General features: G+C 65.7%; 12 protein-coding genes. 1 reads left to right on the forward strand and 11 read right to left on the reverse strand.

What is annotated here, in order from left to right; all coding sequences use genetic code 11:
* Positions 1 to 31 precede the first annotated feature (31 nt).
* The 4 genes from infB to rimP form a co-directional block, all read right to left on the reverse strand.
* The gene (gene infB, locus ASG57_RS02660; protein ID WP_057195627.1) at positions 32 to 2716 is read right to left on the reverse strand and encodes a translation initiation factor IF-2; all 2685 of its coding nucleotides are present in this window, start codon (positions 2714 to 2716) and stop codon (positions 32 to 34) included.
* A gap of 69 nt (positions 2717 to 2785) precedes the next feature.
* Positions 2786 to 3469, reverse strand: coding sequence for an RNA-binding protein (locus tag ASG57_RS02665; RefSeq protein WP_024338553.1), 684 nt, complete (start codon positions 3467 to 3469; stop codon positions 2786 to 2788).
* A gap of 77 nt (positions 3470 to 3546) precedes the next feature.
* Positions 3547 to 5154, reverse strand: coding sequence for a transcription termination factor NusA (gene nusA / locus ASG57_RS02670; protein WP_024338552.1), 1608 nt, complete (start codon positions 5152 to 5154; stop codon positions 3547 to 3549).
* Between the two features lie 2 nt (positions 5155 to 5156).
* Positions 5157 to 5912 (reverse strand): ribosome maturation factor RimP, encoded by a 756-nt coding sequence (gene rimP, locus ASG57_RS02675; protein WP_024338551.1) that lies wholly within the window; start codon positions 5910 to 5912, stop codon positions 5157 to 5159.
* Between the two features lie 351 nt (positions 5913 to 6263).
* On the opposite strand from rimP, the gene ASG57_RS02680 reads away from it, so the two are divergent.
* Complete coding sequence (locus tag ASG57_RS02680) at positions 6264 to 7346, forward strand: DUF2336 domain-containing protein (protein WP_024338550.1); 1083 nt, start codon at positions 6264 to 6266, stop codon at positions 7344 to 7346.
* 111 nt (positions 7347 to 7457) lie between these two features.
* Here ASG57_RS02680 and trmB read toward each other — a convergent pair whose 3' ends face one another.
* The 7 genes from trmB to ASG57_RS02715 form a co-directional block, all read right to left on the reverse strand.
* Entirely contained in the window at positions 7458 to 8168 is a 711-nt protein-coding gene (gene trmB, locus ASG57_RS02685) for a tRNA (guanosine(46)-N7)-methyltransferase TrmB (RefSeq protein WP_024338549.1), read from the reverse strand.
* A complete protein-coding gene (locus tag ASG57_RS02690; RefSeq protein ID WP_024338548.1) occupies positions 8165 to 9322 on the reverse strand; it encodes a M20 family metallopeptidase in 1158 nt (385 codons plus the stop codon). Before ASG57_RS02690 ends, trmB begins: the two co-directional genes overlap by 4 nt.
* Before the next feature lie 86 nt (positions 9323 to 9408).
* Positions 9409 to 9822 carry a helix-turn-helix domain-containing protein gene (locus ASG57_RS02695; RefSeq protein WP_024338547.1) on the reverse strand — a complete coding sequence of 138 codons (414 nt, stop codon included), beginning with the start codon at positions 9820 to 9822 and terminating at the stop codon, positions 9409 to 9411.
* Between the two features lie 221 nt (positions 9823 to 10043).
* On the reverse strand, positions 10044 to 11657 hold the full coding sequence (lnt, locus tag ASG57_RS02700; RefSeq protein ID WP_024338546.1) for an apolipoprotein N-acyltransferase: 1614 nt from the start codon (positions 11655 to 11657) through the stop codon (positions 10044 to 10046).
* The gene (locus tag ASG57_RS02705; RefSeq protein WP_024338545.1) at positions 11654 to 12769 is read right to left on the reverse strand and encodes a hemolysin family protein; all 1116 of its coding nucleotides are present in this window, start codon (positions 12767 to 12769) and stop codon (positions 11654 to 11656) included. Before ASG57_RS02705 ends, lnt begins: the two co-directional genes overlap by 4 nt.
* 1 nt (position 12770) lies before the next feature.
* The gene (gene ybeY, locus ASG57_RS02710) at positions 12771 to 13280 is read right to left on the reverse strand and encodes an rRNA maturation RNase YbeY (RefSeq protein WP_024338544.1); all 510 of its coding nucleotides are present in this window, start codon (positions 13278 to 13280) and stop codon (positions 12771 to 12773) included.
* A 59-nt stretch (positions 13281 to 13339) separates the two neighbouring features.
* Entirely contained in the window at positions 13340 to 14335 is a 996-nt protein-coding gene (locus ASG57_RS02715) for a PhoH family protein (protein ID WP_024338543.1), read from the reverse strand.
* Positions 14336 to 14381: the final 46 nt, after the last annotated feature.

The raw sequence follows: 14381 nt of genomic DNA on the forward strand, positions 1-14381 counted from the left end.
AAAGGTCCGAACGCTTCGGTAAGATTTGGACTTACAGGGAGCGCTGGATCGTCTCCACGCGATAACACTCGATCACGTCACCGGCACGCATGTCGTGATAGTTTTCGAAGGCCATGCCGCATTCCTGACCGGACTGGACTTCCTTCACTTCGTCCTTGAAGCGCTTGAGCGTCGACAGCTTGCCTTCGTGCACCACGACGTTGTCGCGGATCAGGCGCACATTGGCGCCGCGTTCCACAGTGCCGTCGGTGACGCGGCAGCCGGCGACCTTGCCGACCTTGGAGATGTTGAAGATCTCCAGGATCTCGGCATTGCCCAGCATGGTTTCGCGCAAGGTCGGCGCGAGCAGGCCGCTCATCGCCTTCTTCACGTCGTCCACGAGGTCGTAGATGATGTTGTAGTAGCGGATCTCGATGCCGTTGCGCTTGGCGGCCGCAGCGGCCTCCTTGTTGGCACGGACCGAGAAGCCGATGATCGCGGCGTTGAAGCCTTCGGCCAGCGTCACGTCGGATTCCGAGATGCCGCCGACGCCGGCATGCAGAATGCGGGCCGCCACTTCGTCGGTACCGAGCTTCTCCAGCGACCCGAGGATCGCTTCCAGCGAGCCCTGCACGTCGGCCTTGACGATCAGCGGGAATTCCTTGCGGCCCGCCGTCTTCAATTGCGACATCATCTGCTCGAGCGAGCCGCGCATGCCCGAGATCGAGGCCGCCGCGTTCTCACGCTTCTGGTGCGCACGGTAGCTGGTGACCTGACGGGCGCGGGCTTCGTTCTCGACCACCGCGAGACGATCGCCGGCCTCGGGCGGACCGTTGAAGCCGAGCACTTCGACCGGCACCGAGGGGCCGGCCTCCTGCACCGTCTCGCCCTGATCCGAGATCAGCGCGCGCACACGGCCCATTTCAGCGCCGGCGACGATGATGTCTCCGACGCGAAGGGTGCCGCGCTGCACCAGCACGGTCGCGACCGGACCACGGCCGCGGTCGAGCTTGGCCTCGATCACGGTGCCTTCGGCCGGACGCTGCGAATTGGTCTTCAGGTCTAGGATTTCGGCCTGGAGGGCGATCATCTCGAGCAGCTTGTCGAGATTGGTCTTGTTCTTGGCGGATACCTCGACGTCGACGACCTCGCCGCCGAAGGACTCCACCTGCACCTCATGCTGGAGCAGCTCGGTGCGCACGCGCTCGGGCTTGGCATCGGGCTTGTCGATCTTGTTGATGGCCACGATGATCGGCACCCGCGCCGCCTTGGCGTGGTTGATGGCCTCGACCGTCTGCGGCATCACGCCGTCATCCGCCGCGACCACGAGCACGACGATGTCGGTGACCTTGGCGCCGCGGGCGCGCATCGCGGTGAACGCGGCGTGGCCGGGCGTATCGATGAAGGTGATCTTCTTGCCGCTTTCGGGCGACACCACCTGGTAGGCGCCGATGTGCTGGGTGATGCCGCCGGCCTCGCCGGAGACGACATTGGCGTGGCGGAGCGCATCGAGCAGCGACGTCTTGCCGTGGTCGACGTGACCCATCACGGTCACGACGGGCGAACGCGTCTCGGTGTCGGTGGAATCGTCGACGGTGTCGAACAGACCTTCCTCGACGTCCGACGCGGCAACGCGCTTGACGGTGTGGCCGAGCTCCTCGGCGATCAGCTGCGCGGTGTCGGCGTCGATCACGTCGGTGATCTTGTGCATCGCGCCCTGCTTCATCAGCATGCGGATGACGTCGACCGCGCGCTCGGACATGCGGTTGGCGAGTTCCTGGATGGTGATCGCTTCCGGGATCGTCACTTCGCGGATCAGCTTCTCCTTCGGCTCGTTCGAGGCGTGGCCCTTCAGGCGCTGCGTGCGGCGGCGGAACGATGCGATCGACCGCTCGCGGACCTCGTCGGCATTGAGCGCCGTGACGACCGTCAGGCGACCGCGCTCTTTCTGCGGGCCGGGCTTGTGGGTGGTCTTGGGGGCTGCCGCAGGACGCGCGGCGCCGCCGGGACCGCGACGGATCTGGCGCGGACCGTCGTCCTCGTCGGGGCCGGCCGCAATTGCGGGAGCGCGCCCTGCAGGGCCCGCCGGCCGCTGTGGGGTCGTTGTCGGACGTGCAGTGGTGGTCGCCGCAGGTCGCGCCGTGCTCGGCGCGGAACGCGGAGCGCTCGTCACCGGAGCTGCCGTTGCCGGGCGCGCGGCAGCAGGCTGCTCGCCTTCCCCAAAGCGCTTCTTGGCCTCGGTCTCGGCCTTCCGCTTGGCCTCGTCCTCATGGCGATGGCGCTCTTCCTCGGCCTTGCGACGGGCTTCGGCGGCCTCGCGCTCAGCCCGTTCGGCGGCCTCGCGGACAGCGCGGCGCTGGGCCTCTTCCTCGGCCTGGCGGCGCTCCTCGACTTCACGCAGCTTGGCGTCCGCCAGCGCGCTGGCGCGGGCCGACCGCTCGTCCTCGGTGAGCGTGCGGAGCACCACGCCGGAACCGGCGTTGCGGGGCGGAGCGGCTTTCGGAGCGGGACGCGGCGCCGCAGCGGGAGTAGCCGGCGCGGGCTTCGCGACCTCGGCACCCTGCGGCTCGGGAGTGCCGTCGATCCGGCGCTTGCCGCGCTTCTCGACCACGACCTGCTTGCTGCGGCCATGGCTGAAGCTTTGGCGCACAGTGCCCGTTTCGACGCGCGGCTTGAGCGATAGCGTCTTGCTCGGAACGCTCAGCTTCTTGTCGCCAGGGGTCTTGGTATCAACCATTCAGCAGTCCTAATCCTGATTTGTCAGTGTTGTGCGTTGCCGCACCGTCCAATCGGGTCGTCGTGTCTCTCAGAAATCCTGGCCGGGCTTTTCGGCAGTCTTGTCATCGTCCGCCATCCGGTATCGGACCAGCATCTGGCTACGTGACAGGAATGACTTGCTCGCCGGGCCCGCGAGCAGCGCAGCATGTATCACATTTGACCGGGTCAGTGCCAAATCCAATTCTATCGATTTCAGTACGGTGATGACGGGAATCTGCGGCTTGGCACCGCCATTTCCGGCATTTTGACGCGCCAGCATGTCCAATTTGCGGATTCCGTCCGCGGCCCCGTCGCTGGCGTGGATCAGGACCTCGACCGTACCTTCCCGAAGGGCGCTCTCGACCTTGCCGAAACCGGTCAAGACCTGACGCGCCTTGGCGGCGATCCCAAGCGCTTCCATCACGCTCCGAACCAAGAGCGCCTCGATATCGGTGGAAAGCGTCTGAGGGGGGCGCAGCTCGCGCTTGAAGGTCTTGCTAAATTGGTGACGCCGCACGGCTTCCGCAACCACCTGGCGCGAGGCGGTGAGCCACATGCCCCGTCCCGGCAGCTTGCGCTTGAGGTCGGGAACCACCTCGCCCTGCGGCGAGACGACGAAGCGGATCAGCTCGTCGATCGGCCGAACCTCCCGGCTGACCGCGCACATCCGCATGGTCGCGGACCTTTCGGTCCGCGGCCCATGGTCGAGTTCGCTGTCAGTGCTGGCGAGCATCCGGGCGACATCCTCCTTGGCCTTCTAAATCGCGCGTTCTTTACGCAAAGCCGCTCTCCACGCGTGCCGAACGCGCGTTACGCCGGCTGGTCTTCGGCCGCCGCGGCCTCCTCGGGCTTGGCGAGATCGGCCTCGGTGATCCAGCCAGCCTTGACGCGAGCCTGCATGATCATCGCTTCGGCATCGTCACGGGATATGTCGATGCCGTCGAGCGCGCCGGCGTGCTTGGTCGGCTCGCTGCCTTCCTTGCGCTCGGTCCAGCCGACCAGATCGTCGGTGGCGCAGCCGGCGAGGTCGTCGACCGTCTTGATGTCGTTCTCGCCGAACTTCACCAGCATCTTCGAGGTCACGCCGGGCACGTCCTTGAGCGCGTCTTCCACGCCAAGCTCCTTGCGCCGGGCTTCGAGCTCGGCCTCCTGCTGTTCCAGATATTCCCGGGCGCGGTTCTGCAGCTCTTGTGCGGTTTCCTCGTCGAAACCCTCGATGCCGGCGAGTTCCTTGACGTCCACCATGGCGAGTTCCTCGACCGAGGTGAAGCCCTCGGACGCCAGCAGCTGGCCGACGACTTCGTCCACGTTGAGCGATTCCATGAAGACGCGGGTGGAGTTCTCGAAGTCGGCCTGGCGGCGCTCCGATTCCTCCTGCTCGGTCAGGATGTCGATGTCCCAGCCGGTGAGCTGCGAGGCCAGACGCACGTTCTGGCCGCGGCGGCCGATCGCAAGCGAAAGCTGGTTGTTGGTATCAGGCACCACCACCTCGATGCGCTCGCGGTCCTCGTCGATGACGACCTTGGAAACCTCGGCCGGCGCCAGCGCATTGACTACGAAGGTCGCGATGTCGGGCGACCAGGGAATGATATCGATCTTCTCGCCTTGCAGCTCGTTCACCACGGCCTGCACCCGCGAGCCGCGCATGCCGACGCAGGCGCCGACCGGGTCGACCGACGAATCGCGGGAAATCACGCCGATCTTCGCGCGCGAGCCGGGATCGCGGGCGACCGCCTTGATCTCGACGATGCCGTCATAGATCTCCGGCACCTCCTGCGCGAACAGCTTTGCCATGAACTGCGGATGCGTACGGGACAGGAAGATCTGCGGGCCGCGTGTCTCGCGGCGGACGTCGAAGATGTAGGCGCGGACGCGGTCGCCGTTGCGGAACACTTCGCGCGGCAGCATTTCGTCGCGGCGGATGATGGCTTCGCCACGGCCGAGATCGACGATCACGCTGCCATATTCGACGCGCTTGACGACGCCGTTGACGATGTCGCCGATGCGGTCCTTGAACTCCTGGTACTGTCGGTCGCGCTCGGCCTCGCGCACCTTCTGCACGATCACCTGCTTGGCCGATTGGGCGGCGATACGGCCATATTCCAGCGGCGGCAGGGTGTCGGCGATGGTGTCGCCGACCTGGGCACCGGGATTGGCGCGCTGCGCATCCACCAGCGAGATCTGGTTGGAAGGGTTTTCGACCTTGTCGACCACCAGCATGTGGCGCGACAGCCGCAGCTCGCCCTTCTTCGGATCGATCTCGGCATGAACGTCGGTTTCGCTGCCGTAACGGGCCCGCGCCGCCTTGGCGATGGCGTCCTCCATCGCCGCGATGACGATGCCGCGGTCGATGGACTTTTCGCGTGCGACGGCGTCCGCGATCTGAAGCAATTCGAGTCGATTGGCGCTGACTGCCATGGCTAGTCTCCTTGGTCAGGCTCGGTCTCGCCGCGCCGCGCGCGTTCGGCGGCAAGGCGATGTTTCTTCGTGTTGGTCGGTGCCGGCTTCTTTTTCGGCTTGGTGTTCTTTGTGATCTTCGCACTGATCTCTGCGTGCGGTGCAGCCGGCGGCTCCAGTCCGAGATCCCTGCGCATCTTGCGCTCCTCGGCCTTGCCGCGGCGCATGGATTCCGCGATCAGCTCGTCGGTCAGCACCAGGCGCGCCTCGCCGATATCCTCCATGGTCAGGAGAATGTCGGCTTCGTCGCCCGGCTTGACGTCGTCGCGATGCAGATGGACGCGATCGCCTTCGACTGGACCGAGCGTGCCGCGGAAGCGCTTGCGCCCCTCATGGGCGACCGCCATCTCGATTTTCACCAGATGGCCGGCATAGCGCTCGAAATCGGAGCGGCGCACCAGCGGACGGTCGATGCCCGGAGAGGAGATCTCCAGCCGGTAGGCGCGATCGATGGGATCGGCGACGTCGAGCACCGGCGACAATGCCCGCGAGATCGCCTCGCAATCCTCGATCTGCATCGAGCCGTCCGGCCGCTCGGCCATGATCTGCACGGTGCAGCCGGCCTCGCCGGAAATGCGGATTCGCACCAGGCGATAGCCCATGCCCTGAAGCACCGGAGCAGCCACCGCCGACACCCGTGCCGCGACGCCAGGCTCGACCACGAGCCGCGGCTCGGCCAGCAGTTCGGCATCCGTGGAACCAGGGGTCGGCTCAGTCATGTCCAGGGTCAGGGCGCTCGATGGTTAAGGCTCGTTTACGTTTCAAGCCCGCTTCGGAACTCTCCCGACAGTGTCGGGCCGCATCTCTCGCCAAGCCGCTTCAGGTAACAAAAAAGAGCGGGTCCTTGCGGGCCCACTCTCACTACGCGGATCGTATGAGAAGATGAATTAGCGCTGATATAGCGCTTTCCGCACCCCCGGACAAGGCCCATTGCAGCGGGAATGGGGCCTTTTTGCGCGGCCGCGGACCCCGCGCAACGCTTCCTTCATCAAGCAAGCCTAGATTTCTGGATTGTGGGGCGGCTTGAACCAAGGCGCACCCGCGGCGTGCCCCGTTCGAGTTGCGTTTTCATGACCGTTGCCACGTCGCTCATCCCAGGACTGGACGATATTGTCAGGCGCGGCGATCCGCGGCGACGCGGCGAGATCGCGCGCGCTGTCGCACAGTTGTTTCTCCAGGATGCGGAGAAGCTCCGCCCCGAATTGGTCGCCCTCTTCGACAATGTTCTGATCGATCTCGTTCCGCATGCCGAGCTGGCCTCGCGCGTCGATCTCGCCGAGCGCTTCTCACGCCTCAACAACGCGCCACCGCACCTCGTCAACCAGCTCGCGCGGGAAAACGAGATTTCCGTGGCGGGTCCCGTGCTGCGCCGCTCGCCTGTGCTCGACGATGCGGCCCTGGTCGAGATCGCGCGTTTGAAGGGCCAGGGCCATCTCCTGGCCATGACGGAACGTCCCGCCTTGTCGCCCGTCGTCACCGACGTGCTGGTCGAGCGCGGTGATCGCGACGTGGTGCGCCGTGCCGCAAGCAATGCCGGTGCCGCGTTCTCGCCAAGCAGCTATTCCGAGCTGATCAAGCGCGCCGCGCAGGACGGTGTGTTGACGCTCAAGATCGGCCAGCGCAACGACCTTTCCGGCGAGCACCTGAAGCAGCTGCTCGACGGCACGCTCGACGTCATCCGCCGCCGCCTCTCCAGCGTGGTCAACCCCGCGCGCCAAGCCGAAATCAAGCGCGCGATGGCGGCGATCGAGGAGGCTGCCCGGCCGCCGGGACCGCGCCGTGATTACTCGGCAGCACAGCGCACCGTGCTGGCGCTGTACCGCGAAGGCCATCTTGGCGAGAGCGCGTTGCTTGGCTTCGCCAAGGCGAACAAATACGAGGAATCGATCGCCGCTCTCTCGGCCATGTCCGGCGTTCGCCTCTCGGTGCTCGACCGCCTGATCGCGGGCGATCGCTACGATCCGATCTTGATCTTGGGCCGCGTGCTGAATCTCGGCTGGCCCACGGTGCGCGCGCTGATCCGGCTCTGGTATGGCCCGCAACGCGCGCCCGCCGACGCCGACATCGAGACCGCGCGCGTGAACTTCACGCGACTGATGCCGACGACCGCCGAGCGCGTCGTGCATTTCTGGCGCAACCGGCAGACGATCTGAATCTCTCGCTTGTCGTTTCGGGGCGATCCGCAGCATCGAACCATGGTGCGCACTTGCGCACCTGAGAAGCTCGAGATTCCGGTTCGCGCTTTCGCGCGTTCCGAACGACAATCATATCCGCCTGAACCGCAAATAAGCCGCCTTGCGTCCTTCTCGCGCGGCCTTCCGTCCGTAGCGTGTCATGGTGTAGCCCGGCCATGGCTGCCGGAAATCGTCGGCGCGTTCGGCAAGCCACACGAAGTCCTGCGAGCGTGCAAGATGCGACAGCGTCCAGGCGCAGTAATCGTCGATGTCGCAGACGAAGCGAAATTCGCCGCCAGGCTTCAGCACGCGCGCCATCGCGGCGATGGTCCTGTCCTGGACGAAGCGCCGCTTCCAGTGCCGCCGCTTCGGCCAGGGATCGGGATGGATCAGGTCGATCCGCGACAGCGCCCCCTTCGGCAACCAGGCCAAGAGCTCTGCGGCATCGCCCGCGAACAGGCGGATGTTGCCGATGTTGGCGGCCTCGATCTGCGCGAGGATCTTCGCCATGCCGTTGACATAGGGCTCGCAGCCGATGAAGCCGGTCGTGGGGAAGTTCTGCGCCTCGGCAGCAAGATGCTCGCCTCCGCCGAAGCCGATCTCGAGCCGTACGTCGTCGGCTGCGGGAGCGAAGATCGCGCGGGCATCCACCGGCGCCTCGCCGTTGATGTCGAGCGCGAGATGCGGCAGCAGATGGTCGATCAGCTCGGCCTGATGCTGCCGGAGCTTGTGACCCTTGCGGCGCCCGAAGAAGGCGCGCTCGCTGTCGTCGCGACCGGGATCTGATTTGCGTTCGCTCATCGCAGGGTCTGATACAGCCGATGGAGCAGCCGCGCGCGTGGCGCGAGCGACGAGACGTAGAGCTGCTCGAAATGAGTGTGTGCGCCCTTGCCGTCGACGCCGAGCCCGTCGAGCGTCGCGGTGTGCGCGGCGGTGAAATTGCCATCCGAGCCGCCGCCGGTATGGGTGTCGATCAGCTCGAATCCGATCTCCCTGGCGAGCAACCTCGCATGTTCGTACAGGGAGGCCCCCGCGTTGCTCTTCTCGTAGGGCGGACGATTGAGCCCGCCGGCGACCCTGACGGTGACGCCGTCGGTCTTCGCTGTCAGGGCGAGAATCCTGTCGACGTACTCGTCCGCGTCCTTCAGGCTCACGACGCGCAGATCGACTTCGGCGTAAGCCTCTTCCGGCGTGACGTTGGGGCGCGTGCCCCCGCGCACCAGGCCGACATTGACTGTGACGCCGCGCGCGGGATCATTCATTCCTTCAAGCGCCAGGATGACGTGGCCGAGCTCGCGGACGGCGCTGCGGCCGTCTTCGGGCCGGGAGCCGGCATGCGCGGGCACACCCTTGATGTGCACCTGGAAGCGACCAACGCCCTTGCGTCCGGTGACGATCTTGCCGCCGTCGCGTGCCGGCTCGGTCACCAGCACATATTTGGCCTTGCGCCCTTCCTTCTCAATCAGCGCACGTGACGTCGGGCTGCCGATCTCCTCGTCGGAGGTGAACAGGTGCGTGATGCCGAGCGGCGAGCGATCGCCGGTGGCGCAGAGCGCGCCAAAGGCATGATGGGCGATGTAGGCGCCGCCCTTCATGTCGTAGATGCCGGGTCCAAACGCGACGTCGCCTTCGACCTTGAACGGCAGGCGCTCGATGAATCCAACGGGATGAACGGTATCGAGGTGGCTCAGCACCAGGATGCCTGGCCGGTCCTGACCCCAATTCGTGCGCGCCACAAGATGATCGCCGCAGCCAGCCACGCCGGCGACGCGCTCGAGGGTGACGGGCAGGCCGCGGTATTGCTCCGCGACCAAGGAGACCAGCTCGTTGACTTGCTCAGGTGATTCCGTCGGCGTCTCGATCTCCACCCAGCGGCGGATGCCGTCGAGAATGGTTTGGGAATCGAACCAATTGGAGCTGGTCATGGATGCATCTGTGCCTTTGAATCGCATCATCGAAGCGGAGGTGCATCAATGCGCGGTCGCAAATGACGACATAGGCCAGATTTGACGCAGTCTCAAATCGCGCTTGAGACGGCCCTTCAGCGCTTGTCGGGACCTTCGCGGGCCGCGATCTGCTCGACGAGATCGACGATCGAGCGGCGCATCTTCGAATCGGTGATTCGCGTGAACGCCTTGGTCAAGGCGAGCCCTTCGGAGGTCGCGAGAAAGTCCGAGACGTAAGAGGGCGAGGCGCCTTCGCTGAAGCCTTCCGGACCCGGCACGCCGCTCGGGCCGCCCTCGAACAGGAATGAGACCGGCACCTGGAGAATTTCGGCGATCTGCTGGATTCGGCTCGCGCCGACCCGGTTCGTGCCCTTCTCGTATTTCTGAATCTGCTGGAAAGTCAGGCCCAAAGCTTCACCGAGCTTTTCCTGACTCATGCCCAACATGATGCGGCGCATGCGCACGCGACTGCCGACATATTTGTCAACAGGGTTGGGCGCTTTTGACATTTCCTCAGCCCTCCAAACATCACCCTCGGCGCAATCATCGCGAATGCCTCGGGTGCAGCATCGTCAAAATCAAACCCTGTTATTGGGAAACATTGCGGAGAAATTTAGCAATGCCCACTGTCTTTTGCAGCGGGTGCAGAATGAGGAGGCCATGTGCAGTCTGTCAACCGTGAGACTACGGTTGTCAAAGGATTCTGGCCGCGAGCGCGGACATGGCGCGATCAGGTGTGCCGCTTGGCGACGCGCCGCCGGACCGCCACAATCACTGCGAGCGCAACGAGCATGGCTGCAGGCGCATCGCCGACGCGCGCATAGACGGTCGGCGGCAGTGCGGCCGGCAGGTTTGCATCCAAGATGCCTTCGATGCCGAGACCGAGGCTGGCGATGGTGCGCCCGACCGGATCAATCACCGCGGAGATGCCGGTGTTGGCGGAGCGCACGAGCGGCAAACCAAGCTCGATCGCGCGCATCCGCGATTGCTCGAGATGCTGATAAGGACCGGTCGAAATGCCGAACCACCCGTCATTGGTGAGGTTCACGATCCAGCCCGGACGTTCGTTGCGCCCTGCCACCTCGCCGGGAAAGATCGCTTCGTAACAAATCAACGGCAGCGCAGGCGGCGCGCCGGCGACCGGCAACGCATGCCGCACGGTGCCGGGAATGAAGCCGCCGCGCACACGCGTCAGCTGCTCGAAACCGAGCTTCTCCATCAATGCCTGATATGGGAGAAATTCACCGAACGGTACCAAATGCAGCTTGTCGTACACTGCGAGCACACTGCCGTCGTGATCGATCACGTAGATCGAGTTGTAGGCGCGCGTGATCGGCGTGCCGCGCGGCAGGTCGGGCGCGCGGACCGAGCCCGTGATCAGCACGGTGCCCTTGGGCAGGAGGTCGGCGATCTGCGCCATCGCGCCGGCTTCGCGGGTCAGGAAGAACGGAAAGGCGGATTCCGGCCAGATCAGGATGGTGGCATCGCGCACGCCGGTCGATTGCGGGCCGGAGGCGCGGTCCGACAGCGCAAGGTATTTCTTCATCACCTCCGCCTTGGCGGCGTAGTTGAATTTGGCGTCCTGCTGCAGGTTCGGCTGCATCAGGCGCAGCTTGGCGCCTGAGACCATCGCGGTCGGATGGAGCGACAGGCGGATTGCGCCGAAGATGCTCATGACGATCAGAAGTGCGACGGCGGCGCTTGGCACGCGCCATTGCGGGCGGCGGTCGGGCGTGCGGTCGATCAGCGTCGCCGGGCTTGCGAAGATCGCGACGGTCAGGAACGTCATGCCCCATAGGCCGATCAGCGACGCCGTCTGTGCCAGCGGCAGCGGCTCGGACAGCGCGTAGCCGAACGTGTTCCAGGGAAAGCCGGTCAGCGCATGACCGCGCAGCCACTCGCTGATGGTGAGGCTCGCGGCGAGCGCCAGCACACGCGTGGCGTTCTTGGTCCAGAGCAGGCGCGCCAGTGCAAAGCCGATGGCCGTGAAGATGGACAGATAGGCAGGCAGGCCGAGCACAGCGAACGGCGTCAGCCAGGCGAACACATCGGCGTCGACGAAGAAGGCATAGCCGATCCAGTAGAGGCCGGGGACGAAATAGCCCAGCCCGAACCAGTAGCCGGTCAATGCGGCGGCGGGGACGCCGCCATGTCGGCCGGCCCCGGCGCCGTCGATCAGCCAGACCATTACCGGGAAGGTGATGAACAGCACCGGGAAGAGGTTGAACGGCGCCAGCGCCAGCACCGACAGCGCCCCCGCCGCCATGGCGATCACCGCGCGCTTCCATCCCCAGGTGAGGATGATGGCAAGCGCGATCTGCCGGAGTCGCTGCAATGGACTCACTGTTGGCTGGTCCCGTCGCTCGGCGACGTGGGCGTTTCGCCCGCCGGCGGCTGACCTGCGTCGGGGGCCGCCTCGCGGCGGCTTCTCTCGCGCTGGGCGCGCGGCGCGGGGCGCTCCTTCCGCGTCGAGATACGCAGCCGCTTGACCCGGCGCGGATCGGCGTCGAGCACCTCGACCTCGTAGGTGCCGGGGCCCGAGATCACCTCGCCGCGCACCGGCAGGCGCCCCACGAAGCTGACCAGATAGCCGCCCAGCGTCTCCACCTCCTCGCCGGCCTCGCCGGTCAGGAAGTCTTCGCCGATCACCGAGCGGACATCGTCGAGGCGGGCGCGGGCGTCGGCGATGAAGGCGTTGTCGGGCAGGCGCACGATCGAGGGTGGCTCGTCGCTGTCGTGCTCGTCGTCGATCTCGCCGACGATCTGCTCGACGATGTCCTCGATCGAGACCAGCCCGTCGCTGCCGCCATACTCGTCGACCACCAGCGCCAGATGGATGCGCGTGGCCTGCATCTGCGCGAGCAGGTCAATAGCCCGCATCGAGGGCGGCACGTAGAGCAGCTTGCGGATGATACGCGCTTCATGAAGCGGCAGCGCGAGATCGACGGCACGCAGGTCGAGCCCTGCCGGCAGCGGCTTCTTGCGCTTGGTCTTGGTGACTTCCGACACCCGGGCGCGCGCGGTCATGAAGGCGAGCAGGTCGCGGATATGGACGATGCCGACGGGATCGTCGAGCGTCTCGTTGTAGACCACGAGGCGGGAGTGGCCGGCGCTCTCGAAGCGGTCCATCAACTCGCCGAGCGGGATGTCTTGCTTCACTGCGACGATGTCAGCGCGGTGCACCATGACATCGGCGATGCGGCGCTCATGCAGGCCGAGAATGTTGCGCAGCATGGTGCGCTCGACGGCCGAGAAGCCGGTGTCGTCGGGCCTCGTTGCGTCGAGCACGACCTTGAGGTCGTCGCGGACCGATCCCGCCTTCCAGCCGAACAGCGTCCGGATGGCGCGCAGCAGCCAGCCGTCCGCCGTCGGACGCATCACCTCGCCTTGTGTCACCACGACCGGCAAATTGGCCGTGTTGCGCGGGTTGTCCTGGATTGGATCGGAATCCGGCATATCAGTGTGTCCCCGCGCGGTCTGCATAGGGATCAGGGATGCCGAGATGCGCCAGGATCTGCGTTTCCAGCGCTTCCATCTCCTCGGCGTCGTCGTCGTTCTCGTGATCGTAGCCGATCAGGTGCAGGAAGCCGTGCACGGCGAGATGGCTCAGATGGTGATCGAACGGCTTGTGTTCCTCGTCCGCCTCGCGCCGCATGGTCTCATAGGCGATCGCGATGTCGCCGAGCATGCGCGGCGCATCGCCCGGCTTCCGGTCGCCCTCCTGCTGAAGCGCGGGGAACGACAGCACGTTGGTCGGCTTGTCGATGCCGCGCCAGTTGCTGTTGAGGGTGCGGATGCCGGCATCATCGGTCAGCATCACAGCCACTTCCGCATCGGCAACGTCCTCGTGAATGCTCTCGGCGGCAGCGGCCACCGCTCGCTGGATCACGGCTTCGGAATCGGGCTCGCGCTGCCAGCAATCGGCGACGACGAGGACCTCGGTCATGGGAAGATTGGGATGGGACATTGTGTTGTCTGGGACGAGGGGCGCCGTGGTCGCGACCTCTGGAGTCCGGTGTTGCCTCGTCAGGATTGACCGGTGGTCGGCCGCTGCGGCGGCCCTTCGTAGGCGGCGACAATCCGCGCCACGAGTTCGTGGCGGATCACGTCCTCGGCCCTGAAATGAACCTGAGCAATGCCTTCGACGCCGTTCAGAAGACGCGTTGCCTCCGCCAGACCCGAGGTCTGGCCGTTCGGCAGGTCGATCTGCGAGGGATCGCCGGTCACGATCATGCGGCTGTTCTCGCCGAGACGCGTCAGGAACATCTTCATCTGCATCGATGTGGTGTTCTGGGCTTCGTCCAGGATGATGGCGGCATTGGTGAGGGTGCGGCCGCGCATGAAGGCGAGCGGCGCGATCTCGATCTCGCCGGTCTGGAGCGCACGCTCGACGATACGCGCGTCCATGAGGTCGTACAGCGCATCGTAGATCGGCCGCAGATAGGGGTCGACCTTCTCGCGGAGATCGCCGGGCAGGAAGCCGAGCCGCTCGCCGGCTTCCACTGCCGGACGCGACAGGATGATACGGTCGACCTCCTTGCGCTCGAACAGCTGCGCGGCGTGGGCGACGGCGAGCCAGGTCTTGCCGGTGCCGGCCGGGCCGACGCCGAACACCAGCTCGTGCCGCTTCAGCGCACGGATGTAAGAGTCCTGCGCGGCCGTGCGCGCGCGAACGGGGCGCTTGCGCAGATTGATGCTGTCGAACGCCGATTTGGCGGACTTGGCGTCGAACTCGAACAGCGAGCCCTGGGCGATCACGGCGCGGATCGCGCCCTCGACCTCGCCCTGGTCGAGATCCTGTCCCTTCGCCGCCTGCGCATAGAGCATCTCCAGCACGCGGCGCGCGGCGTCGCAGCCGTCGCGGCTGCCGCCGATGGTGATGTGGTTGCCCTTGGAATCGACGACGACGCCGAGCCGCCGCTCGATCTGCGCGAGGTGCTGGCCGTAGGGGCCGACCAGCGCGGAAGCGGCGCGGTTGTCGTCGAAGTCGATGACGACCTGGGTCTCGGGCGGAACTTGCATGTCGCGATCAAATTTGCGGCTGGGAGCGAACGAAGACGAATCCGAT

The organism is Bradyrhizobium sp. Leaf396, assembly GCF_001424605.1.
Taxonomy (GTDB): domain Bacteria; phylum Pseudomonadota; class Alphaproteobacteria; order Rhizobiales; family Xanthobacteraceae; genus Bradyrhizobium; species Bradyrhizobium japonicum_C.

Coding starts and splice junctions, on each gene's coding strand:
- infB (WP_057195627.1), bottom strand. CDS start 2,716: ATGGTTGATACCAAGACCCCTGGCGACAAGAAGCTGAGCGTTCCGAGC.
- ASG57_RS02665 (WP_024338553.1), bottom strand. CDS start 3,469: ATGCTCGCCAGCACTGACAGCGAACTCGACCATGGGCCGCGGACCGAA.
- nusA (WP_024338552.1), bottom strand. CDS start 5,154: ATGGCAGTCAGCGCCAATCGACTCGAATTGCTTCAGATCGCGGACGCC.
- rimP (WP_024338551.1), bottom strand. CDS start 5,912: ATGACTGAGCCGACCCCTGGTTCCACGGATGCCGAACTGCTGGCCGAG.
- ASG57_RS02680 (WP_024338550.1), top strand. CDS start 6,264: ATGACCGTTGCCACGTCGCTCATCCCAGGACTGGACGATATTGTCAGG.
- trmB (WP_024338549.1), bottom strand. CDS start 8,168: ATGAGCGAACGCAAATCAGATCCCGGTCGCGACGACAGCGAGCGCGCC.
- ASG57_RS02690 (WP_024338548.1), bottom strand. CDS start 9,322: ATGATGCGATTCAAAGGCACAGATGCATCCATGACCAGCTCCAATTGG.
- ASG57_RS02695 (WP_024338547.1), bottom strand. CDS start 9,822: ATGTCAAAAGCGCCCAACCCTGTTGACAAATATGTCGGCAGTCGCGTG.
- ASG57_RS02705 (WP_024338545.1), bottom strand. CDS start 12,769: ATGCCGGATTCCGATCCAATCCAGGACAACCCGCGCAACACGGCCAAT.
- ybeY (WP_024338544.1), bottom strand. CDS start 13,280: ATGTCCCATCCCAATCTTCCCATGACCGAGGTCCTCGTCGTCGCCGAT.
- ASG57_RS02715 (WP_024338543.1), bottom strand. CDS start 14,335: ATGCAAGTTCCGCCCGAGACCCAGGTCGTCATCGACTTCGACGACAAC.